18 protein-coding genes and 1 riboswitch are annotated in these 24022 nt (G+C 61.0%); of the genes, 10 read left to right on the top strand and 8 right to left on the bottom strand.

Translation table 11 applies throughout. From position 1 onward, the window contains the following. Positions 1–30: 30 nt before the first annotated feature. A riboswitch (TPP riboswitch) is annotated at positions 31–127 on the top strand. 32 nt (positions 128–159) lie between these two features. The 10 genes from thiM to RTM13_RS16155 all read left to right on the top strand — a co-directional run bounded on the left by thiM (position 160) and on the right by RTM13_RS16155 (position 10216). Then, complete coding sequence (gene thiM / locus RTM13_RS16200) at positions 160–948, top strand: hydroxyethylthiazole kinase (protein WP_312213237.1); 789 nt, start codon at positions 160–162, stop codon at positions 946–948. After that, entirely contained in the window at positions 945–1745 is an 801-nt protein-coding gene (gene thiD / locus RTM13_RS16195) for a bifunctional hydroxymethylpyrimidine kinase/phosphomethylpyrimidine kinase (RefSeq protein WP_312213235.1), read from the top strand. Before thiM ends, thiD begins: the two co-directional genes overlap by 4 nt. A 138-nt stretch (positions 1746–1883) precedes the next feature. After that, positions 1884–2249 carry a hypothetical protein gene (locus RTM13_RS16190; protein WP_312213233.1) on the top strand — a complete coding sequence of 122 codons (366 nt, stop codon included), beginning with the start codon at positions 1884–1886 and terminating at the stop codon, positions 2247–2249. A 174-nt stretch (positions 2250–2423) separates the two neighbouring features. Continuing rightward, positions 2424–3476, top strand: a complete 1053-nt coding sequence (gene fbaB, locus RTM13_RS16185; RefSeq protein ID WP_312213231.1) for a class I fructose-bisphosphate aldolase — start codon at positions 2424–2426, stop codon at positions 3474–3476. Positions 3477–3806: 330 nt separating this feature from the next. Continuing rightward, positions 3807–4961, top strand: a complete 1155-nt coding sequence (locus tag RTM13_RS16180; protein ID WP_312213229.1) for a mandelate racemase family protein — start codon at positions 3807–3809, stop codon at positions 4959–4961. A gap of 71 nt (positions 4962–5032) precedes the next feature. Further along, complete coding sequence (locus RTM13_RS16175; protein WP_312213227.1) at positions 5033–6661, top strand: ABC transporter substrate-binding protein; 1629 nt, start codon at positions 5033–5035, stop codon at positions 6659–6661. Beyond that, positions 6658–7695 carry an ABC transporter permease gene (locus RTM13_RS16170; RefSeq protein WP_312213225.1) on the top strand — a complete coding sequence of 346 codons (1038 nt, stop codon included), beginning with the start codon at positions 6658–6660 and terminating at the stop codon, positions 7693–7695. Before RTM13_RS16175 ends, RTM13_RS16170 begins: the two co-directional genes overlap by 4 nt. Further along, complete coding sequence (locus RTM13_RS16165; protein ID WP_312213223.1) at positions 7692–8597, top strand: ABC transporter permease; 906 nt, start codon at positions 7692–7694, stop codon at positions 8595–8597. Before RTM13_RS16170 ends, RTM13_RS16165 begins: the two co-directional genes overlap by 4 nt. Beyond that, positions 8569–9432, top strand: coding sequence for an ABC transporter ATP-binding protein (locus RTM13_RS16160; RefSeq protein ID WP_312213339.1), 864 nt, complete (start codon positions 8569–8571; stop codon positions 9430–9432). The genes RTM13_RS16165 and RTM13_RS16160 overlap by 29 nt, the downstream gene beginning before the upstream one ends. A 10-nt stretch (positions 9433–9442) precedes the next feature. Then, entirely contained in the window at positions 9443–10216 is a 774-nt protein-coding gene (locus RTM13_RS16155) for an ABC transporter ATP-binding protein (protein ID WP_312213221.1), read from the top strand. Positions 10217–10267: 51 nt separating this feature from the next. On the opposite strand, the gene yegS is transcribed toward RTM13_RS16155, so the two are convergent. From yegS to RTM13_RS16115, 8 genes are all read right to left on the bottom strand, one after another. Then, positions 10268–11167, bottom strand: coding sequence for a lipid kinase YegS (yegS, locus tag RTM13_RS16150; RefSeq protein ID WP_312213219.1), 900 nt, complete (start codon positions 11165–11167; stop codon positions 10268–10270). 263 nt (positions 11168–11430) lie between these two features. Then, complete coding sequence (gene yegQ, locus RTM13_RS16145; RefSeq protein WP_312213217.1) at positions 11431–12792, bottom strand: tRNA 5-hydroxyuridine modification protein YegQ; 1362 nt, start codon at positions 12790–12792, stop codon at positions 11431–11433. A 158-nt stretch (positions 12793–12950) separates the two neighbouring features. Further along, positions 12951–13673, bottom strand: a complete 723-nt coding sequence (gene baeR, locus RTM13_RS16140) for a two-component system response regulator BaeR (RefSeq protein ID WP_312213215.1) — start codon at positions 13671–13673, stop codon at positions 12951–12953. Beyond that, positions 13670–15073: a two-component system sensor histidine kinase BaeS gene (gene baeS / locus RTM13_RS16135; protein ID WP_312213213.1), complete on the bottom strand. Its 1404-nt coding sequence runs from the start codon at positions 15071–15073 to the stop codon at positions 13670–13672. Before baeS ends, baeR begins: the two co-directional genes overlap by 4 nt. Next, positions 15070–16485 carry an MFS transporter gene (locus RTM13_RS16130; RefSeq protein WP_312213211.1) on the bottom strand — a complete coding sequence of 472 codons (1416 nt, stop codon included), beginning with the start codon at positions 16483–16485 and terminating at the stop codon, positions 15070–15072. Before RTM13_RS16130 ends, baeS begins: the two co-directional genes overlap by 4 nt. A gap of 20 nt (positions 16486–16505) precedes the next feature. Further along, positions 16506–19583, bottom strand: a complete 3078-nt coding sequence (gene mdtC / locus RTM13_RS16125) for a multidrug efflux RND transporter permease subunit MdtC (protein ID WP_312213209.1) — start codon at positions 19581–19583, stop codon at positions 16506–16508. Beyond that, complete coding sequence (locus RTM13_RS16120) at positions 19584–22718, bottom strand: MdtB/MuxB family multidrug efflux RND transporter permease subunit (protein ID WP_312213207.1); 3135 nt, start codon at positions 22716–22718, stop codon at positions 19584–19586. Beyond that, on the bottom strand, positions 22718–23962 hold the full coding sequence (locus RTM13_RS16115; protein WP_312213205.1) for an MdtA/MuxA family multidrug efflux RND transporter periplasmic adaptor subunit: 1245 nt from the start codon (positions 23960–23962) through the stop codon (positions 22718–22720). The genes RTM13_RS16120 and RTM13_RS16115 overlap by 1 nt, the downstream gene beginning before the upstream one ends. Positions 23963–24022 lie beyond the last annotated feature (60 nt).

The raw sequence follows: 24022 nt of genomic DNA, 5'->3' as shown, positions 1-24022 counted from the left end.
TTATTGTCGGGTAATATATTGTTTTATAAGTAATTTGACTCGGGGTGCCCTTCCTTGTGAAGGCTGAGAAATACCCGTACCACCTGATCTGGATAATGCCAGCGTAGGGAAGTCAGATGCCTGTCGGCGTCCCTTCTTCGCGCCGGGCAGGAGCTGACTATGCAACCTGACCTGCTGAGCCACGCGCATATCGCGTCTGTTTTACAGCACTTCCATACTCGTTCCCCACTTGTTCACTGCATGACTAACGACGTCGTGCAGACCTTTACCGCTAACGTTCTATTGGCCCTCGGCGCTTCCCCGGCTATGGTGATTGAGCGCGAAGAGGCCGCTCAGTTCAGCGCTATCGCCGACGCGCTGCTGATTAACGTCGGTACGCTCACCGCCGATCGCGCCGATGCCATGCGCGCAGCGATCCATAGCGCTAATGAAGCGGGCAAGCCCTGGACTCTCGATCCGGTAGCCGTTGGCGCGCTCGATTTTCGCACCCGCTTCTGCCGGGAGATCCTCTCTCTACGCCCGGCGGCGATCCGCGGAAACGCCTCGGAGATCATGGCCCTTGCGGGCGTGAGCGCAGGTGGGCGCGGGGTGGATACTACCGACTCAGCCAGCGCCGCGCTTCCGGCAGCTGGGCAGCTGGCACGGGAAACCGGAGCCGTGGTCGCGGTAACGGGAGAGGTGGACTACATCACCGACGGCAGCCGCACGCTTAGCGTAGTTGGCGGTGCGCCGATCATGACCCGCGTCGTGGGCACCGGCTGTGCGCTGTCGGCGGTCGTGGCGGCAAGCTGCGTATTGTCTGGTGAACGGATGATCAACGTCGCCGCGGCCTGCGGCCTGTTCGCCCAGGCGGGAGGCGAGGCGGCAGCAGCCAGCCATGGCCCCGGCTCCTTTGCTGCTGCGTTTCTTGATGCCCTCTATAACCTTAAAGGAGGCGCATCAGCATGAAACGAATAAATGCATTGACCATCGCGGGCACTGACCCAAGCGGCGGGGCGGGCATCCAGGCGGATCTGAAAACCTTCTCCGCTCTCGGGGCCTATGGCTGCTCGGTCATTACCGCGCTGGTGGCGCAGAACACCCTCGGCGTGCAGTCGGTCTATCGCATTACACCGGAATTTGTCGCCGCACAGCTGGATTCGGTACTCAGCGATGTACGTATCGATACCAGCAAGATCGGCATGCTGGCGGACACTGATATTATCGAGGCGGTGGCCGAGCGGCTGGCGCACTATCGGGTAGAGAATATTGTGCTGGATACGGTGATGTTGGCCAAGAGCGGCGATCCGCTCCTGACGCCCTCGGCGGTCGCTACCCTGCGCGCTCGCCTGCTGCCGCAGGTTTCGCTGATCACGCCTAACCTGCCGGAGGCGGCGGCGCTGCTTGATGCTGACCATGCCCGCAACGAGCAGGATATGCATGAGCAGGGGCGGGCGCTGCTGGCGCTCGGCTGTGAAGCGGTGCTGATGAAGGGCGGTCATCTTAACGACGGTGAAAGCCCGGACTGGCTCTTTACCCGCGAGGGGGCAACGCGCTTCACCGCGCCGCGCATCGCCACTAAGAATACCCACGGTACCGGCTGCACGCTCTCGGCGGCGCTGGCGGCACTGCGCCCGCGTCACGCTAACTGGGCCGATACCCTGGCCTGCGCCAAAGCCTGGCTGACCAAAGCTTTGGCGCAGGCGGACTCGCTGGAGGTGGGGCAGGGCATCGGGCCGGTGCATCATTTCCACGGCTGGTGGTAAAAGCGGGCACATAAATAACCCTTCCGGCTTACGGAAGGGGATTTAATATTTACTGTAATTAACTATTCTCAGATATTGTCTCTCAAATATTGTCGCAGGTTCCTGGAAGCATCAACGCATGATAATGGAGCTGAAGATATGAAACTGCACGCTTTGCTATTACCGTTGGTCTCTCTCTTACTGAGCGCCTGCGCGAGCGAGGGGCCATCCCCCTATACGGGCCACATTGGCACTAAGCATTATGAAAACTATATCTGTTTAACGGCGGCTGAGGATGGAGAGATAGAGGCCTACAACCTCACCTCATCTAAAGATAACTTCAAGTCCACCTATTCCCCTGTAGGAGAGGAACCTATTCGTATCCAGGCTCCTGGCGTCTGCTTTTTAGCGCGCTTTGATAAGGGCTATATCTACTCATTTAATTATCAAGTAGAGGGCGACTGGTATCACTTTCGCTTCTTTAGCGATCAAAATGGCAGGATAACCGTTTTAAAAGCGTCTTAACGCAGCCGTAATAACTCAGTGCTAGCTTAGAGATAAATTTTCATTAATTCGAAAGTACCAAAATTCCCTCCGCGCTGGAAAAATCCGCCGCCCGGTACCAGGCTTACTCTGCCTGCAAACTCAGGGCAGGACTAACCACGTTCGCCTGCGGGCGAACCCTACGGGAGCCTCATCATGACTGATATTACGCAGCTGCTTGGCAAAGATGCCGACAGCCTGTTGCAGCATCGTTGTATGACCATTCCAGCCGACCAGCTCTACCTGCCAGGACACGACTATGTCGATCGCGTGATGGTCGATAATAACCGTCCCCCCGCCGTCCTCCGTAACATGCAAACCCTCTATAATACTGGCCGTCTGGCGGGAACCGGCTACCTGTCGATTTTGCCGGTTGACCAGGGCGTAGAGCACTCGGCGGGCGCGTCGTTCGCCGCTAACCCACAATATTTCGATCCGAAAAACATCATTGAGCTGGCTATCGAAGCGGGCTGTAACTGCGTCGCCTCGACCTACGGCGTACTGGCTTCGGTATCGCGTCGCTACGCGCACCGCATTCCGTTCCTCGTGAAGCTTAACCATAACGAGACCTTGAGCTACCCCAACACCTTTGACCAGACGCTCTACGCCAGCGTAGAGCAGGCGTTCAATATGGGGGCGGTGGCAGTGGGCGCGACCATCTATTTTGGCTCTGAGCAGTCGCGCCGCCAGATCGAAGAGATCTCCAGCGCCTTTGAGCGCGCTCATGAGCTGGGGATGGTAACCGTGCTGTGGGCCTACCTTCGCAACGCCGATTTTAAAAAGGATGGCGTGGACTATCACGTCTCTGCTGACCTGACCGGGCAGGCCAACCACCTGGCGGCAACTATCGGGGCGGATATCGTTAAGCAGAAGATGGCGGAAAATAACGGCGGCTATAACGCAGTCAAGTATGGTTATACCGACGAGCGCGTCTACAGCAAACTCACCACCGATAACCCCATCGACCTGGTGCGCTACCAGCTGGCAAACTGCTATATGGGACGTGCAGGGCTGATCAACTCCGGCGGTGCATCGGGGGGTGAAGCCGACCTGACCGAAGCGGTTCGTACCGCAGTAATCAACAAGCGCGCGGGCGGAATGGGGCTGATTCTTGGCCGTAAAGCGTTTAAGAAATCGATGGCCGACGGCGTGAAGCTGATTAATGCCGTGCAGGATGTCTACCTGGATAATAAGGTGACCATCGCGTAGTTAGTTACAACATACTAATAATAGGTTTGTAGGCCCGGTAAGCGCAGTGCCACCGGGCATTACTGTTCAAAAGCTGCAATGCCGGGCGGCGCTGACGCTGGCCCGGCCTACAGAACGAAACACTATTTCATTTCGCAGCTAACTTCCTCCCGATCTGCATCACATTTCCCCTCTCTTTTGTGAAAAGTGTCACTCAGCCCTGTGCTATTGCCCAAAAATCACCCGCTGCTTAGCGGAAATTGTCTGAGGCATCGGCTAAAAAATCTGCATACATTTACATCTGAAACAGCTTTTCAAAATGAAGCAGGCTACCTGAAACAAGGATCCGTAATGAAAATTGAATCTGTAAACGTCACCGTTTTTCAGTATCCCACCCGTCGTGTTTCCGATAGCGCAGGCCACTCCCATCCTGGCCCGGAGAGCATGGCTAAGATGGCGATGCTGACCATCACCGCTGATGATGGCAGCCAGGGGTTCTCTTTTGCGCCGCCGGAAGTGGTACGTCCCTTTGTCGTGAACACCTTCTTCCGCAAGGTGATGGTGGGCCAGGATCCGTTCAACCGGGAGCGTATCTGGCAGGATCTGGTCCACTGGCAGCGCGGCAGCGCCCATCAGCTCACCGAGCGGGCGCTCTCCTTTGTGGAGCAGGCGCTGTGGGATCTGATGGGCCGCAAGCTCAACGTTCCAGTCTATAAGCTGCTCGGCGGCTTCCGTGACAAGGTTCCGGCCTACGGCAGCACCATGTGCGGGGACGATCTGCCGGGTGGGCTATCTACGCCAGAGGAGTACGCCGCCTTTGCCGAAACCCTCGTCGCCCGTGGCTATAAGGCGATCAAGCTGCACACGTGGATGCCGCCGGTGTCGTTTGCCCCTAATCCTAAGATGGACGTTAAGGCCTGCGCCGCCGTGCGCGAAGCCGTCGGGCCGGATATCGACCTGATGATCGACGGCTACCACTGGTACAGCCGTACCGAGGCGCTCTATATCGGCAAGGAGCTTGAGAAGCTCAACTTTGCCTGGTTTGAAGAGCCGATGGAGGAGGAGAGCATGTCCTCCTATGCCTGGCTGGCTGAGAACCTCTCTATTCCGATTATCGGGCCTGAGAGCCTGGGCGGTAAGCACCACAGCCGCGCCGACTGGGTCAAAGCCGGAGCCTGCGACATTCTGCGTGCCGGATCCAACGGCGTTGGCGGGATTTCACCGACGCTGAAAGTCGCCAGCCTTGCCGAAGCCTTCGGCATGGACTGCGAAGTGCATGGCAACGGGGCGGCCAGCCTGGCAGTAGTGGGGGCGATCCGCAACTGTCGCTGGTACGAGCGCGGCCTGCTGCACCCGTTCCTCGACTACGACGAACCTGCCGCCTACCTCAACAGCATTGTCGATCCGATGGATGATGAGGGCTTTGTCCACCTGCCGCAGCGCCCCGGCCTCGGCGAAGACATTAATTTTGCGTATATCGAAGCCAATACCGTCAGCCACGACTAATAAAAAAAGCCAACGCCCGGTGGCGCTGCGCTAACCGGGCCTACGTCTTATCCTACAAACGGTATACAGAGATGAAAAAAAACGCGTTGAGGGCTAGCCTGCTGGCGCTCTCGCTGATGATGGGGAGTGGGGCGACCCTGGCGGCCACGCCGCCGGATCAGCTCATCATCGGCATGAACATGAACAACCTGCTGAGCCTCGATCCGGCGGCGATGACCGGTAACGAAGTGGTGGGCATCGTCGTCAATCTCTACGACTCGCTGGTGGAGCTGGATCCCAACCAGCTCACCAACGTTCGCCCGGCGCTGGCCGAATCCTGGGCCATCAGCCCGGATGGCAAAACGCTAACCTTTCACCTGCGCAAGGACGTCAAATTTCACTCCGGCAATCCGCTGACCGCCCAGGACGTGGTGTGGTCGATGCGCCGCCTGCTGCATCTCAATCTCGCCCAGGCTTCGGTGTGGAAATCCTACGGCTTCAGCAAAAAGAATATTGACGAGCAGGTGAGCGCCCCGGATGACTATACCGTGCAGATTGTCCTGCCGAAGGCCAACGATCCGCAGTTGGTGATCTACTCCCTCGGCGCGCTGGGCAACCTTGGCGTGCTCGACAGCAAAACGGTGCAGAGCCACGTGGTTAACAACGACTGGGGTAACCGCTGGCTGACCACCAATGAAGCCGGATCTGGCCCCTTTATGCTGGAGACCTGGCAGGCAAAAGATGTGCTGCGCATGAAGCGTAACCCGACCTACTGGCGAGAAGAGCCGAAGATGAGCCGCATCGTGCTGCGCCATTTCCAGGAGTCGCAGACCCTGCGCCTGATGATTACCAAGGGCGATCTCGATATCGCTAACAGCATGGCGGTATCGGACATCAACGCTCTGCGTAAGGATCCCGACGTAACCGTTGAGGCGGTGCAGCGCGGGACGGTCTACTACGTGGCGATGAGCATGAAGGAGCCGCACTTTGCTAATCCGAAGGTGCGCGAGGCGGTGCGCTACCTGATTGACTATCAGGGGATCAACAAGGCGCTGATGCCGGGCTACGGCGTGCTGCACCAGCGGCCGATCAAAGCCGGGATGCCTTCGACCCTGCCGGACCCGGGCTACCGGCTGGATATTGCCAAAGCGAAAAAGCTGCTGGCGGAGGCGGGCTACCCGAACGGCTTTGATACCACCTTGCGGGTGCTGGCGGATCAGCCGTTTCTCAATATCGCTATCGCCGTGCAGTCCACCCTGATGCAGGCGGGCATTAACGCCAAAATCATCACTGGCACCGGGAACCAGATCTACGGCGCGATGCGCGAGCGTAAGTTTGACATCCTGGTTGGACGCGGCGGCAGCGGCGTGGAGCCGCATCCACACTCCAGCCTGCGTGCGCTTGTCTACAACCCGGACAACAGCGACGAGGCGCGACTGACCAACTTCCAGGGCTGGCGCACCGGTTTTTACGATAAGCCGCTCAACGAGATGATCGATAAAGCGCTGCTGGAGCGCGATCCGCAGAAGCAAATTGCCGACTATCAGCAGATCCAGACCCGCTACGACCAGCTGATCCCCGCCCTGGTGCCGCTCTCTCAGATGGTGGACTCGGTGGTAGTGCGTAACGAGGTGAAGAACTTCCAGTCTCACCCCTCCGCCACCACTTTCCTGCGCGAGGTCTATAAAGAGCCGATTCATACCGGAGGAACCAAAGGATGAGTGTCGCAATCTTAGCGCCCGGCTCCCGCGCCAGGCGGTTCTCAAACCGGCTCGGCCAGGTGCTGGTCACCCTGTTCGGCCTGCTGCTGCTGACCTTCTTTATTGGCCGGGTGATGCCGGTGGATCCGGTGCTGGCGATTGTCGGCCCGGACGCCGACCAGAGCACCTATCAGCAGGTTTACCAGCAGCTGGGGTTTGATAAATCTCTCCTGACCCAGTTTGGTATCTACTTTAACAACCTGCTGCACGGCGATCTCGGTAACGCGCTACTGACCGGCAAGCCGGTAACGGACGATATCCTGCGCGTCTTCCCGGCGACGCTTGAGCTGGCAACGATGGCGATTATCGTCGGTGCCGGCCTCGGCATTCCGCTGGGGGTGCTGGCCGCGGCGCGTCGCAACTCGGTCTCCGACTACGTGGTGCGCATTATCAGCCTGGCGGGCTACTCGACGCCGATCTTCTGGGTAGGGATGATGGGCCTGCTGCTGTTCTACGCCTGGCTCGGCTGGGTTGGCGGTGCGGGACGGCTGGATATGGGCCTTGAAGGGCTGGTGCCGCGCCGCACCGGGCTGTTTACCATCGATGCCCTACTGGCAGGTAACGGGCAGGTGTTCTGGAACGCCATTAATCACCTGGTGCTGCCCGCGTCGCTGCTCGGCTTCCACTCCCTGGCCTACATCAGCCGGATGACCCGCAGCTTTATGCTGGCCCAGCTCTCCCAGGAGTTCATCATCACCGCCCGGGTTAAAGGCTTAACCGAGCGGCAGGTGATCTGGAACCACGCGTTTCGCAACATTCTCGTGCAGCTTCTGACGGTAGTGGCGCTGGCCTATGGCTCGCTGCTGGAGGGCGCGGTACTGATTGAAACCGTCTTCTCCTGGCCGGGCTTTGGCTCCTACCTCACCGGCAGCCTGCTGCTGGGGGATATGAATGCGGTGATGGGCTGTGTGCTGCTGGTGGGGGTGATCTTCGTGATGCTCAACCTGCTCTCCGACATGCTCTACCAACTCTTTGACCCGAGGACGAAATCATGACGGTCTCTATGGATACGCCCGTAACCGGCGGAGGAAATGAAAGCCGCCTGCGTCTGAAGCGCGCCCTGGCCCGCACCGGTGGTTTCATTGGCAAAATGGCCCGCAATCCGCTGACTGCCATCGGGGGAGGGATCATCTTTCTGCTGCTGGTGGTGGCCGCCTTTGCGCCATGGATCGCCCCCTACAACCCGCTGGTACAGGATCTCAACAGCGCATTACAGGCACCAAACGCCCAGCACTGGTTTGGTACCGACGAGTTTGGCCGGGACATCTTCAGCCGACTGGTCTACGGGGCGCGGATTACGCTCTACATCGTGCTGCTGGTGTCGGTTACCGTCGGGCCGCTGGGCCTGCTGCTGGGGGTGAGCGCGGGCTACTTCGGTGGCAAGGTCGATACGGTGCTGATGCGCGTTACCGATATCTTTATCTCCTTCCCAAGCCTGGTGCTGGCCCTGGCATTCGTTGCCGCCCTCGGCCCTGGCCTTGAACACGTGGTGATCGCCATTACCCTGACCGCGTGGCCGCCGATTGCCCGTCTGGCACGGGCCGAAACCCTCTCCCTGCGCCAGGCCGACTTTATCTCGGCGGTGCGCTTGCAGGGGGCGTCACCGGTGCGCGTGCTGTGGCGCCACATCGTGCCGCTCTGCCTGCCGTCGGTGATCATCCGCATCACCATGAACATGGCGGGGATTATCCTGACCGCCGCCGGGCTGGGCTTCCTTGGCCTCGGCGCACAGCCGCCTGAGCCGGAGTGGGGGGCGATGATCTCCAGCGGGCGCACCTACATGATGGAGTGCTGGTGGGTAGTGACTATTCCGGGGCTGGCGATCCTGTTCAACAGCCTGGCGTTCAACTTCTTAGGAGATGGCCTACGTGACATCCTCGATCCTCGCAGCGAATAACGCGCCTCTGCTCGACGTGCGCGATCTTCACGTCGACTTTATCAACGGACGCGCGGTTACCAATGCAGTGCGCGGCGTCTCCTTCCAACTGGGGCGGGAGAAGCTGGCCATCGTCGGCGAATCCGGCTCCGGTAAATCCACGGTTGGCCGGGCGCTGATGCGCCTGCATCCTGCCAAAGCCCGCATTACCGCCGAACGGATGCACTTCGGCGATATCGATCTGCGCAGCGCCAGCGAGGCGCAGATGCGCACCGTGCGCGGAAAGCGGATCTCCATGATCATGCAGGACCCGAAATACTCCCTCAACCCGGTAGTGTGCGTCGGGGATCAGATCGCCGAGGCCTGGCTGACCCACCATCCGGGGCGCAAGGCCGAGGCGAAGGCCAAAGTGCTGGAGATGCTCGACGTGGTGCGTATCCGCCAGCCGGAGCGCGTCTATAACCTCTATCCGCATGAGATCTCCGGCGGGCAGGGGCAGCGCATTATGATCGCCATGATGCTGATCACCGATCCCGAGCTGGTGATCGCCGACGAGCCGACCTCGGCGCTCGACGTCTCGGTGCGTTTACAGGTGCTGGGGCTGCTGGACGATCTGGTCCAGTCCCGTGGGCTGGGGCTGATTTTCATCAGCCACGATATCAACCTGGTGCGCAGCTTCTGCGACCGGGTGCTGGTGATGTACGCCGGACGGGTGGTGGAGTCGATCGCCGCCTGCGATCTGCACAATGCCCGGCACCCCTACACCCAGGGGCTGATCAGCGCCCTGCCGGAGATCCACCACCGTCGTCCTGTGCTGCCGGTATTGCAGCGTCAGGCCAGCTGGCTTAGCGAGTGAGGAGCGCATGATGATCGATGTGAAAAACCTGAACCTGGCCTTTGGCGAAGGGGAGAAGCGTAATCAGGTGCTGTATGACGTGAGCTTTAACGTGCAGTCGGGGGAGATTTATGGCCTGGTGGGAGAGTCCGGCTCGGGTAAAACTACGGTGCTGAAGTGCCTGGCGGGGCTGTTTACCCACTGGGACGGCGAGCTGGCGATCAACGGTCAGCCGCTGGAGCATCGGCTCAACCCGCAGCGCTGCCGACTCGTGCAGATGGTATTTCAGGATCCCTACGGCTCGCTGCATCCGCGCCACACCATCGGCGATATTCTCGAGGAGCCGCTGCATATTCACGGCATCGGTGACCGGGATCGGCGGGTGAACCGTCTGCTGGACCGGGTGGGACTGAACCGCGCTTTTCGCGATCGCTTTCCGCACCAGCTCTCTGGCGGCCAGCGCCAGCGCGTAGCGATTGCCCGGGCGCTGATCCTCGAGCCACAGGTGCTGCTGCTGGATGAACCGACCTCGGCGCTGGACGTGTCGGTGCAGGCGGAGATCCTCAACCTGCTGGCGGAGCTGCATCAGGAGTCGAAGCTGACCTATCTGATGGTGACCCACGACCTCGGGGTGATCGCCCACCTGTGCCAGAAGATTGCCGTGATGCAGTACGGCAAAATCCTTGAGACCCTGGCGGTGGATGACCTGGTGAGCGGTCAGGCAAAAACCGACTATACGCGGATGCTGGTCAATGCCAGCCAGCAGTACAGCCGGGAGATGGCGCGGGAGGTGGCTGCCTATTAGCCGCTGGGTTTTTACGCCGGGTGGCGCTGCGCTTACCCGGCCTACGAAAAACTAACGCAACAACGGACAGTCCGGTGGCAGGCGGCACTGTAACGCGCCGGGCAGGATCTCCATCCGGAAATGTTGCCCGCTCAGCGGCTCGCCGTCGAGGTTAAAGGTGATCTCATGAGGGGAGGTCACCTCAAACCAGGCCGATTCGCCATCCACGATGTTCGGGCTATCCTCCGGGCGGGTGAGGGTGGTGAAGAGCGCGGGCAGGATCTCATCCCCGGTAAAAATGCGAATCTGTAGCAGGCCGTCGTTGATCAGCGCGCTCGGGCAGAGCTGCTGTCCGCCCCCCGCCTGGCGACCATTGCCGATGCCGATCACCAGCGCGTCGCCCTGCCATTGGAAGTTCTCACCGCGGATCTCTACGCTGTCGGCTTTCAGGGTATCCATACGCATCAGGCCGTGAATGACATACGACACGCCACCCAGCGCAGCCTTCAGCCGTTCTGGCGTTTCGGTGGTGATGCGCGTGCCGAACCCACCGGTAGCCATATTGATAAACCCGGTTTCGCCATTAACCCTGGCAACATCTATTGGCACGGCCTTGCCGACGATTGCCAATTGCAGGGCTTTATCGAGCGTTTCGGGTATGCCTACGCTGGTGGCGAAGTCGTTGGCGGTACCAAGCGGTAAAATACCGAGCGCCGGCGCGTTATCTCCCGCCGCGTTGACCAGCGCCGTGGCTACCTCATTGATGGTGCCATCGCCGCCGCCAGCGATCACCGTGGCCACCCCAAGCTCTACGGCTTCCGCGACGTAGCGGGCCGCGTCACCTTTTTCCCACGTCACTCTGACGTGTAGCTCGATGCCTTCGTTACGCAGCAGAGTAACCGCCTCGCGCAGGGTGTCATCGCCTGCACTTTTGCCATTCAGAATAAGTAAACTCGACGGATCGCTAGTCATCCTAAAACCCTGAAAAAGAGAGAATGAAGAGAGTGTATCTTAGCCGGAACTGGAGCGTGTAAGAAGAGGCCGAAAGGTATGAAAAAAAATAGGCCTGCGTAAGGGAGATTACACAGGCCAAGGAGGTGGTTCCTGGTAGAGCTAGCATTTATGGGTTATGTTTTTCAGCCTGGAGATAATACCCTTATCAAGCGAAACGGTATGTGATCCGATTCTAAGATTCATATCAGTTGAAAAAATAACCCAATTGAACTACTGGAGCGCTAAGCAGCGTGCGGATTGCGCGTCGTCTGGCCGTTGAAATTGCGCATCAGCAGGCCATACTCCAGCTGCATATCAGTCGGAACCGGCAGCCAGACGGTGTAGCCGTCACCCGGCGCAACCGGCATCGCTTCGCCTTTGGCGTTCTCCATATGCTCCAGCGTAAAGTTAACGTTGCCGTGCGGGGTCATCAGCTCCATGCTGTCGCCGAGGGTGAACTTGTTCTTCACCTTCACCGCCGCCAGCGCGCCGTTGCGCTCGCCGGTGAACTCGCCAACAAACTGCTGACGCTCGGAGATCGAGTAGCCCTGCTCGTAGTTCTGGTAGTCGTCATGGGTATGGCGGCGCAGGAAGCCTTCGGTGTAGCCCCGGTGTGCCAGCCCCTCTAAGGTCTCCAGCAGGCTGGTATCGAACGGTTTACCGGCGGCGGCGTCGTCAATCGCCTTGCGGTAGACCTGGGCGGTACGGGCGCAGTAGTAGAACGACTTGGTGCGGCCCTCGATCTTCAGCGAGTGCACGCCCATCTGGGTCAGGCGTTCGACGTGGGCGATAGCGCGCAGATCCTTCGAGTTCATGATGTAGGTGCCGTGCTCATCTTCAAACGCGGTCATGTACTCGCCAGGACGCTGGGCCTCTTCAATCATAAAGACTTTGTCGGTCGGCGCGCCAATACCCAGCGTTGGCTCGACGTTTTTCACCGGGATCGGCTCGTGGACGTGGACAATATTACCCACGGCGTCCTCTTTACCCTCCTGCACGTTGTACTCCCAGCGGCAGGCGTTGGTGCAGGTGCCCTGGTTAGGATCGCGCTTGTTGATGTAGCCCGAGAGCAGGCAGCGGCCGGAGTAGGCCATGCACAGCGCGCCGTGAACGAAAATCTCAAGCTCCATCTCCGGTACCTGCTGGCGGATCTCGGCAATCTCATCCAGGGAGAGCTCGCGGGAGAGGATCACCCGGGTCAGGCCCATCTGCTGCCAGAACTTCACCGTCGCCCAGTTGACGGCGTTAGCCTGTACCGAGAGGTGAATGTCCATCTCCGGGAAGTGCTCGCGCACCAGCATGATTAAACCAGGATCGGACATGATCAGCGCATCAGGTCCCATCGCCACTACCGGCGCTAAGTCACGGATAAAGGTCTTCAGCTTGGCGTTGTGCGGCGCAATATTCACCACCACGTAGAACTTTTTCCCAAGCTGATGGGCTTCGTTGATCCCCAGCTGGAGATTCTCGTGGTTGAATTCGTTATTGCGCACCCGCAGGGAGTAACGGGGCTGGCCCGCGTAGACGGCATCCGCGCCATAGGCGAAGGCGTAACGCATATTTTTCAGCGTTCCCGCCGGGGAGAGGAGTTCCGGTTTAAACATGATGTTCTCGTTCTGATGACAGGTCAGATCCGCCGCAGTTCAGTGGGCGGGCAGGGGGTAATCCCCTGTTTTAAGGGCGGGAATTATAGCGCTGCGGGGGAGGCAGGTAAAGCGCCGGGTGGCGGCTGCGCCTTACCCGGCCTACATAAATGTGCGACCTATGCCATTCGGCCGGCGTCCGCCTCCCAGCGGTAGCCAACGCCGTATACCGCGCGGATAAACGACTGCTCCTCGTCCAGCGCCTCCAGCTTGCGGCGCAGGTTTTTGATGTGGCTGTCGATGGTGCGGTCGGTCACTACCCGGTAGTCGTCATAGAGATGGTTCAGCAGCTGCTCGCGGGAGAAGACCTTTCCCGGCTCGCCGGAGAGGGTCTTCAGCAGGCGAAACTCGGCGGGCGTCAAATCCAGCGCCTTGCTGCGCCAGCTGGCCTGGAAGCGGCTCTCGTCGATCATCAGCGGGCTGACCGCATCCAGCTCTTTCAGCTCGCGCTGGGGCTTGCAGCGGCGCAGAATGGTTTTCACCCGCGCGACCACCTCCCGAGGGCTGTAGGGCTTGCAGATGTAGTCATCAGCGCCAATCTCCAGCCCCAGCAGGCGATCGATCTCCTCAATTCTGGCGGTCACCATCACAATCGGCAGATCGGAGAAGCGGCGGATCTCCCGGCACAGGGTCAGGCCGTCAGTGCCGGGGAGCATCAGATCCAGCAGCATCAAGTCCGGCGGCGTCTGGCGCACGTAGGGCAGCACCTTATCACCGTGGTTAATCAGCGTCGGGGCATAGCCCGCCGCCCGCAGATAGTCCACCAGCAGCTGTCCCAGCTTCGGCTCATCTTCCACGATTAAAATGCGCGGGGTGTTTTCGTCAATCGGTAACTCAGTCATACATCTCTCGGTAAATCGCGTTCCAGCGGTAGTTCAACTGTAATGCTAACCCCGCCAAAAGGCGAATGGGCCGCGTAGATGGTTCCGCCGTGGGCTTCAACAATGTTTACGCAGATAGGCAGCCCCAGCCCGGAGCCGCCGCTGGCGCGGTTGCGCGAGCTTTCGGTGCGGTAGAAGCGCTCAAACAGGCGGCTGAGCTGCTCGTCGCTGACGCCGGGACCACTATCGGCAAAGGTCATCGCCATGGCATCAGGCTTCACGGTCGCACTAATCATCAGCTGGCCCCCGGCATCGGTATAGCGCAGGCTGTTCTCCAGCAGATTATTAAAGAGCTGCATCAGGCGGTCGCGGTCGCCGAACACGATGGCGCTCTCCGGCAGCGAGACGTTAAGGCTTAGTCCCCGACTGACGAAGCGTTCCCGGAACGCCCCGGCAGCAATCTCCAGCAGGGTTATCACATCCATCGGGGCTTTCTGGTAGGCCAGCGCCCCCTCGTCGGACATCGAGAGCTGATGCAGATCGTCAACCAGCTTGGTCAACGTGCCCACCTCGGCCTGCAGTGATGCCACCGACTCGGGGGTGAACTGGCGCACCCCGTCCTGAATCGCCTCCAGCTCGCCGCGCAGCACCGCCAGCGGGGTACGCAGCTCGTGGGAGATGTCGGCCATAAAGTCGCGGCGCATCTGCTGGTTCTTCTCCAGCGTACTGGCGAGCTGGTTAAAATCCTGGGCCAGCTTGCCCAGCTCATCCGGGCTGGACGTCGCCACGCGGGTGGTGAAGTCCCCAGCCGCCAGCCGGTGGGTTCCCTCTACCAGTCGTTTCACTGGCGCAAGCAGCCCGCGCGCCAGCGGGAAGGTCGCCAGCGCCGCCAGCAGCGTAGCAAGGCCGACGATCAGCCAGCTAGTGCGCCGCTGCTGACGATCAAAGTTGATATCGGTGTTGCGCGTCAGCCGCTCCACCGGGGAGGCGATGACCGAGCCAACCACCGCACCGTTAACCGTTATCGCCCGCCGGGTACCCTCTTTGGGCACCGGGGAGCGCGGGCCAACCAGCACGTCGCCGCTCTGATCGGTCACCCAGAACTGCGTCCGCCAGCCGTGAGGCGGCATGCCGGGACCTGGCCGGTCGTCGTCGCTTTCATGCTCAAAGGAGCGCAGGATCTGGAAGACGAAGCGGTCGTTATTGCGCAGAAAACGCCAGTTGCCGTGCAGCGCATACTGCTCCCCCAGCGCGTCGCCAAGCATCTGTAATCGCTGCTCGTTGCCGTGCTTGATGTAGTCGATAAAGCCGCGCTCAAAGCTGATCCGCACCGCCCAGTGCATGGTGATTAGCAGCGCAATGCAGGTGGCGAGGATCGCCAGAAAGAGCTTGCCGGTAATACCGGGTCGCCAGAATTTCATCGTGAACTCCTTTTGCGCCGGGCAATCACGGCATTGGTGCTGGCGTCATTCGGCACGCGGGCAAAGACCAGCGCGGGCAGGGCGATAATCACCGCCATGCACAGATAGGTGGAAAAGAAAACGTGATGCACCAGCGTGCTGTCGGTCGCCAGATGCTGCTGACCAAACAGGCCGAGCAGCAGCCCGGCGACGGTAACGCCGACGCTCATTGAGAGCTGCATGACCATCGACAGCAGGCTGTTGCCGCTGCTGGCCTGCGCATCCGGCAGATCCTTTAGCGTCAGGGTGTTCATGGTCGAGAAGCGCATCGAGTTGATCATCCCCTGCACAAAAAGCACCACCGGCAGCAGATAGTAGAGGCCCGCCAGCGCCGTTGCCATAAACAGCAGGCTCACCAGCGCCAGCCCTAGCGTGCTGGCCACCAGCACCCGGCGGTAGCCGAAGCGGTTGACGATCTGCACCACAATCCGCTTCATGCCCATGCTGCCCAGCACCATCGGGATCATCATCAGCCCGGCGTGGAACGGCGAGAAGCCGAGGCCGATCTGTAAAAACACCGGGGTGATAAAGGGCAGCATGCCGCTGCCGATGCGCCCGGCAAAGCTGCCGGCCAGGCCCAGGGAGAAGGAGCGGGTGCCGAACAGGCCGAGGGGGAAGAGGGCCGCGTCGTTGCGTCTGGCGTGCCACAGGTAGACACCCAGCGCGATGACGCCCGCGATGACCAGCGCGATAAGAGTAAGCGTTGAGATGCCTAACCCCTTCTGGCCGTCGAGGGCGAGAGTCAGCGCCGCCATGCCGAAGGCCAGCAGCAGAAAGCCGGGCATATCGAAGCGGCGGGTTTGCAGGGTGTAGTTGGGCATCAGCCAGAGGGTGGCAATCGCCCCCACAATGCCCACCGGCAGGTTAATCAGGAAGATCCAGTGCCAGGAGGCGTACTCCACCAGAATCCCACCCAGCGCCGGGCCGAGCAGCGGGCCGATCTGCCCCGGCAGGGTGACGAAGGTCATCGCCGCCATATACTGCGACCGGGGAACAATCTTCATCACCGTTAGCCTGCCCACCGGCACCATCATCGCGCCGCCGATGCCCTGCAACACACGGGCCATGATCAGCCCGTCCAGCGTGCTGGCCTGAGCGCAGAACAGCGACCCCAGCGTAAAGAGCACAATTGCCGTGAAGAAGACGTTGCGCACCCCGACCTTATCCGCCAGCCAGCCGCTGGCGGGGAGCATCACCGCTACCGTCAGCACGTAGGCCACGACGACCATGTGCATATGCAGCGGGCTTTCGCCGAGGCTCTGCGCCATCGAGGGCAGGGCGGTGTTGACGATGGTGGTATCCAGCGCCTGCATGAAAAAGCCGAAGGCCACTATCCATAGCTGCCAGCGGACCTGGTTCGGAAGATCGGTCATCTCACCTGCCTCTTTACCCTTTACTCACTCAATAGCGGCTGGCGCTTGCGGGTGAAACGCAGCCGTAGCCGGTCAAAGAAGAGATAGACCACCGGCGTGGTGTAGAGCGTCAGCAGCTGGCTCATCACCAGGCCGCCAACGATGGTGATCCCGAGCGGCTGGCGCAGCTCGGAACCGTCGCCGGAGGTCAGCACCAGCGGCAGCGCGCCAAACAGCGCCGCCAGGGTGGTCATCATGATCGGCCTGAAGCGCAGCAGGCAGGCCTGGAAGATGGCCTCCTGCGGCGTCAGGTTGCCGGTGCGCTGCGCCTCAAGGGCGAAGTCGACCATCATGATGGCGTTCTTCTTGACGATACCTATCAATAACATAATTCCGATCAGGGCGATGAGGCTAAATGGGGCATCGAACAGCTCCAGCGCCAGCAGCGCCCCCACGCCCGCCGAGGGCAGCGTAGAGAGAATGGTCAGCGGATGCACGTAGCTCTCATAGAGAATGCCCAGCACGATGTAGACCGTAGCGATGGCCGCGAGGATCAGGATCAGCTGGGAGCGCATGGTATCCTGGAAGACCTGTGCGGTCCCGGCAAAGCTGCCGCGCACGCTGGAGGGCACCCCCAGCTGGGTCATCGTCCGGTCAATCGCTTCGCTGGCTTCGGACAGCGAGACGCCGGTCGGCAGGTTAAAGGCGATGGTCGAGGCGGCGGAAAGCCCCTGATGGTTGACCGACAGCGGCGCGTTAGCTGGCTGCCACTTCGCGAAGTAGGAGAGGGGGATCGGCTTGCCTTCGCTGTTGATCACAAACATTTTGTCCAGGGCGCTGATGTCCTGGGTGTAACGCGGATCGACCTCCATCACCACCTTGTACTGGTTGAGCGCCTCGTAGATGGTCGAGATCTGCCGCTGGCCGAAGGCGTTATTCAGCAGACCGTTGGCGTCCTGCACGCTGATGCCCAGCCGGGACATGGTCTCCCGGTCGTAGATCAGGTTCATCTCCGCACCGTTATCCTGCTGGTCGGAGTTAACGTCCGCCAGCTGGGGCAGGGCCGAGAACGCCTTGCGGATCTTCGGTTCCCACTCGCGCAGGTCGCTGAGATCGTCCGACAGCAGGGCGTACTGATAGCTGGCGTTCGACTGGCGACCGCCGACGCGGATATCCTGCACCGCCATCAGGAACAAATTAGCCCCCGGCTCTTTCGCCAGCTTAACCCGCAGACGGTCGATGACTTGCTGGGCGCTATCGCTGCGCTGGTCGCGGGACTTGAGGGTGATAAACATCATCCCGCTGTTAACCCGCGAGCCGCCGGTAAAGCCAGTGACGTTATCTACCGCCGGATCGTCACGGATAATCTTCATAAAGTCCGCCAGCTTGCCGCGCATCGCCTGGAAGGAGATGCTCTGATCGGCCTGGATGCCGCCCATCAGCACGCCGGTGTCCTGCTCCGGGAAGAAGGTTTTCGGGATGGCGATATAGAGCCAGACGTTGAGCGCGATGGTGCCGAGCAGCACCACGCCCACCATCCGGGTATGGTTCAGCACCCACTTCAGCGATTTAGCGTAGCCCTGCTGGAGGCCCAGCAGCAGGCGGCCAAAGCCCCGCACCCTGGTTTGCGCTTTCGGTTTGCCGCTCTTCAGCAGCCAGCCGCACATCATCGGTGTCAGGGTCAGGGAGACCACCAGCGAGATGCCGATCGCCACCGACAGCGTGACGGCAAACTCCCGCAGCAGGCGGCCCGGCAGGCCGTCCATCAGCAACAGCGGCAGGAAGACCGCCACCAGCGACAGGCTCATGGAGAGCACGGTAAAGCCCACCTCCCGCGTGCCCTGTAAGGCCGCCTGGAGGGGTTTCATTCCAGCCTCCAGATGACGGGCGATATTCTCCAGCACCACGATGGCGTCATCCACCACGAAGCCGGTGGCGATGGTCAGGGCCATCAGAGAGAGGTTGTTGAGGCTAAAGCCGCACAGGTACATGGCGGCAAAGGTGCCGATCAGCGACACGGGCACCGCCACTGCGGGGATCAACGTCGCCCGACCCGAGCGCAGGAAGAGAAAGACTACCAGGATCACCAGCGCCACGGAGATGATCAGGCTGTGCTCGACCTCATCCAGCGAGGCGCGGATGGTGGGGGAGCGGTCCTGGGCGATCTGTAGGTCGATGGCCGCCGGGATCGTCTCCTGTAGCTCCGGCAGCCGGGCGCGGATGCTGTCCACCGTCTGGATGATATTGGCTTCCGGCAGCTTACGGATCATCAGCAGGATCGCTGGCTTGGCGTTAGTCATCCCGGCGTTGCGCACGTCCTGCACCGAATCGGTGACGTTGGCGACGTCGCCGAGGCGTACCGCCGCCCCGTTGCTATAGTGGACAATCAGCGGCTGGTAGGCCTCGGCGGTTTTGATCTCGTCGTTGGTTTGCAGCTGCCAGCGGTGGGTGCCGTCCTCGATAGCGCCCTGCGGCCTGCGCACGTTGGCGTTATTAATCGCGCTGCGCACGGCGTCCAGCGACACGCCCTGGTTGAACAGCGCCTGCGGGTTAAGCGACACACGCACGGCGGGCAGGGAGCTACCGCCGACGTCGACATCGCCGACGCCGTCTATTTGCGAGATGGTCTGCGCCAGCTGCGTCGAGGCGAAGTCATACAGCTGCCCCTGGGAGTAGGTATCCGAGGTTAACGTCAGGATCATGATTGGCGCATCGGACGGGTTCGCTTTCCGATAGGTCGGACGGCTCGGCATTCCGCTCGGCAGCAGGCTTTGCGCGGCGTTGATCGCCGCCTGCACATCCCGCGCCGCGCCGTTGATGTCGCGATCGAACTTGAACTCCAGAATGATGCGCGTGCTGCCCAGCGAGCTGGAGGAGGTCATCTCATTGACCCCGGCGATACGTCCGAGGGAGCGCTCCAGCGGCGTCGCCACCGAGGAGGCCATGGTCTCCGGCGAGGCCCCCGGCAGAGAGGCGCTAACCATGATCACCGGGTAATCCACCTGCGGCAGCGGGGCTACCGGCAGCAGGCGGAAGCCGAGAATACCGCACAGGGTGATCGCCAGCGAAATCAGGATGGTGGCGACCGGGCGGTGAATGAACAGGGCAAAAAACTGCACTTACGCCTCCTCCCCTTCACGCTCTTCGCGGCGGGGGAAGCGGTGGCGAACCCGCAGGGCCAGACGGTCAAACAGCAGGTAGATCACTGGCGTGGTAAAGAGGGTCAGCACCTGGCTCACCAGCAGGCCGCCAACCATGCCGATCCCCAGCGGACGGCGCAGCTCGGCCCCCACGCCGGTGCTTAGCATCAGCGGCAGCGCACCCAGCAGCGCCGCGAGAGTGGTCATTAAGATCGGACGGAAACGCAGCAGGCAGGCCTGGAAGATCGCCTCCCGCGGCGACATGCCCTGTTCCCGCTCGGCGGCGAGGGCAAAGTCGATCATCATGATGGCGTTCTTCTTGACGATACCAATCAGCAGAATGATGCCGATAATGGCGATGACATCCAGCTCGCTGCCCGCCAGCATCAGCGCCAGCAACGCGCCGACCCCGGCGGTGGGCAGGGTAGAGAGGATGGTGATCGGGTGGATGAAGCTCTCATAGAGCACGCCGAGCACGATATACATCGCCACCACCGCCGCGACGATCAGCCACACGGTGCTGCCCAGCGCGTCCTGGAACGCCAGCGAGCTGCCCTGGAACTGGGTAGTGATATCCCCCGGCAGGCTGAGGTTCTGCTCGCTATCCAGAATCGCCTGTACCGCATCTCCCAGCGCGTAACCGTCCTGGACGTTAAACGAGATGGTGGTGGACGGGAACTGGTCAAGGTGATTGATCGCCAGCGGGGTATAGCGCTCTTCCACCTTCGCAATGGCGCTGAGCGGCACCACGCCGCCGTCGCTGCTGGTCAGGCGAATGGAGTCCAGCGCCGCCAGGCCCGGCGTTGCTGTCGTATTATGTTCCAGCACCACCCGGTACTGGTTGGCCTGGGTATAGATGGTAGAGATCAGCCGCTGGCCGAAGGCGTTGTAGAGGGCATTATCCACGTCGGCCATTGTGATACCGAGGCGGCTGGCGCTGTCCCGATCCACGTTAACGTAGGCAGCCAGCCCTTTGTCCTGCCAGTCGCTGCTGACGTCGGCCAGCTGCGGCAGGGTCTGTAGCTCACTCATCAGCTGCGGCACCCAGGTGCTCAGCGCCTCCAGGGTTGTCGCCTGGAGAGTGAACTGATACTGGGTGCGGCTGACGGTGGTATCGATGGTCAGATCCTGGGTCGGCTGGAGATAGAGATCCACACCCGGCACTTTTGCTACCGCCTGCTGAAGCCGGGCGATCACCGCCTGGACACGATCGTCCCGGTCATCCAGCGGCTTAAGGTTGATTTGCAGCCGGGCGCTGTTTAGCGACGGATTGGTGCCGTCGACGCCGACAAAGGCCGTCAGGCTCTCAACCGCCGGATCCTTCAGCACGATATCGCTCACCTGTCGCTGGCGCTCCGCCATGCTGGCAAACGAGGCCGACTGCGGGGCCTGCAACGTGCCCTGAATAATGCCGTTATCCTGGATCGGGAAGAAGCCTTTCGGAATGGTCACCCATAGCAGCACCGACAGCAGCAGCGCACCCACCGCCACGCTGAAGGTCAGCCACGGATGGTTCAGTACCTTCGTCAGCCCACGACCATAGGCGGCGATCACGCGGTCGAAAAAGCGCTCCGAGGCGCGGGAGAAGCGGTTCTGCTTGCGCAGGGATTCATGGCTGAGCATCCGGGCGCACATCATCGGCGTCAGGGTCAGGGAGACCACGGCAGAGATCAAAATCGCCACCGCCAGGGTAACGGCAAACTCGCGGAACAGGCGTCCCACGATATCGCCCATAAACAGCAGCGGGATCAGTACCGCGATCAGCGAGAAGGTGAGGGAGATAATGGTAAAGCCAATCTCCCCCGCGCCCTTAAGCGCCGCCGCCAGCGGCTTCTCGCCTTTTTCGATATAGCGGGAGATGTTCTCAATCACCACGATGGCGTCATCCACCACGAAGCCGGTGGCGATGGTCAGGGCCATCAGCGTCAGGTTGTTGATCGAGAAGTCGAGGAATACCATCACCGCAAAGGTGCCCACCAGCGACAGCGGTACCGCTACGGCAGGAATGATGGTAGCCGGGACGTTGCGCAGGAACAGGTAGATGATCATCACGACCAGGGCGATGGCCAGCATCAGCTCAAACTGGGTGTCGCTTACCGAGGCGCGAATGTTGGTAGTGCGATCCGACAGAACCTTAACCGTGACCGACTTCGGCAGGCTCTCGGTGAGCTGGGGCAGCAGCGTGCGAATGCTATCCGCGGTGGAAAGAATGTTGGCTCCCGGCTGGCGCTGGACGTTCATCACAATCGCCTGCTGCTTGTTGGCCCACGCTCCCAGCCAGCTGTTCTCCGCGCCCTGCTCGATGGTTGCCACGTCGCCGAGGCGGATCGGTGCTCCGTTCTGGTAAGCAATAATCAGGCGACGATAATCTTCGGCGGACTGCATCTGATCGTTCGCGGAGAGGGTCACCGCCCGCGTCGGGCCGTCGAGGCTACCCTTCGCCGAGTTAACGTTGTTGTTATTGATGGCAGTACGCACGGTTTCGCTGGTCAGCCCGAGCGCGGCAATGGCCTGGGCGTTAAGCTTCACCCGCACCGCCGGACGCTGGCCGCCGGAGAGGGTCACCAGCCCGACGCCGGAGACCTGGGAGATCTTCTGCGCCACCCGGGTCTCGACCATATCCTCGACCTGGGTCATCGGCATTGCGGTTGAGGTCACCGCCAGCGACATGATCGGCGGATCCGCCGGGTTGACCTTGCTGTAGACCGGCGGGTTAGGCAGATCGGAGGGGAGCAGGTTAGTGGCGGCGTTAATCGCGGCCTGCACCTCCTGCTCGGCAACATCAAGGCCCAGCGTCAGCTGAAACTGTAACGTCACCACCGACGCACCGCCGGAGCTTTGGGAGGACATCTGCTTTAAGCCGGACATCTGGCCGAACTGACGCTCAAGAGGCGCGGTGACGGCGGAGGTCATTACGTCCGGACTGGCACCAGGATAGAGGGTCACCACCTGGATAGTAGGGTAGTCCACCTCGGGCAGGGCGGAGACCGGCAGAAAACGGTAGCCGATGATCCCGGCCAGCAGGATCGCCACCATGAACAGGGTGGTGGCGACCGGACGGAGAATAAACAGGCGGGATGGGCCGCCGGTGGCGCGGGGAGGTAACACCTGCATCAGGAACCCGCTCCCTGTGCGGCGCGTGTGCCATGAGTTTTAGCCTGTGCTGTAGGGGCCGCGTCGGCGCTCTGGGCCGTGACAACCTCTACCTGCGCACCTTCGGTTAAGCGGTCGATGCCGTCGGTGACCACTCTGTCACCTGCCGACAGCCCGGCGTTAATCGCCACCTGCTGGCTGTTCTGAATGCCCGGCGTGACGGTGTGCTTACTCACTTTGTTCTGCTCGTTCAGCACCCAGACGAAGTGGCCGTCGTTGCCCATCTGCAGCGCGGCGGTCGGGATCAGCACCGCGTTCTGCTCGGTAGAGACCAGCATCCTGGCGTTAACGAACTGGTTGGGGAAGAGGGCGTCATCCTGGTTGGTAAAGCGAGCTTTCAGCTTGATGGTGCCGGTGGTGGTGTCGATCTGGTTGTCGAGACTCAGCAGCGTACCGTCGCTCAGCTTCTGCTTGTTGGTGCGGTCCCAGGCCTCCACGCTGAGGGTCTGCCCGGCCTTCTGCGCCTGCACAACCGTGGCGATATCGCTCTCCGGCAGGGTAAAGACCAGATCGATAGGGTGAGTCTGGGTGATCACTACGATCCCGGTGGTGTCGCCGCTGGAGATCTGGTTGCCGATGTCGACCTGCTTCAGGCCCACGCGACCATCAATTGGGGCGGTAATGCGGCTCCAGTCCAGCTGCAACTGGGCGCTGGCAACCGAGGCTTCATCCGCTTTGATGGTGCCCTGAGATTCGCTCACCAGCGCCTGCTGAGCATCCAGCTCCTGGCGGGAAACAAGATTGGTTTTGACCAGCTGCTGATAGCGGGCCAGATCGCGCTGGGCGTTAGCCAGCGTGGCTCTGTCCTTCGCCAGCTGGCCCTGGGCCTGGGCAAGCGCTACCTTAAACTGGCTGGGGTCGATCTCCGCTAAAAGGTCTCCCGCCTTGACCTGCTGACCCTCCTGGAAGTGCAGGGCCATCAGCTGGCCGTCAACGCGGCTACGCACGGTGACGGTATTGGCCGCGGTGATAGTGCCGAGGCCAGCCAAATAGCGGGGGACTTCGCCCTCTACGGCGGTGGCAGCCTGTACCGGTGCCAGCGGCATACCGCGACGGCCACCGGCAGCGCCACGTCCAGTCTGCGGGGCGTGTGCGCCTGCAGCGGTCTGGGTGCCGTTGTGGCTGTGCCAGTACCAGAATGCAGCAATAGCAATAATTGCTACGCCGATGACCATCGCCCAGCGGGTATTAACACGACCTTTCATTGTTATCCGTATCTCTTCCTGAAACATTTCACAGAATGATACTAGTTTAGTAATGCAACG

Origin of the sequence: Pseudescherichia sp. (genome assembly GCF_031979925.1) — a bacterium.
GTDB lineage: Bacteria > Pseudomonadota > Gammaproteobacteria > Enterobacterales > Enterobacteriaceae > Pseudescherichia.
Note: the sequence above shows the minus strand (reverse complement) of the source record. Positions and strands in the feature narration are given on the sequence as shown.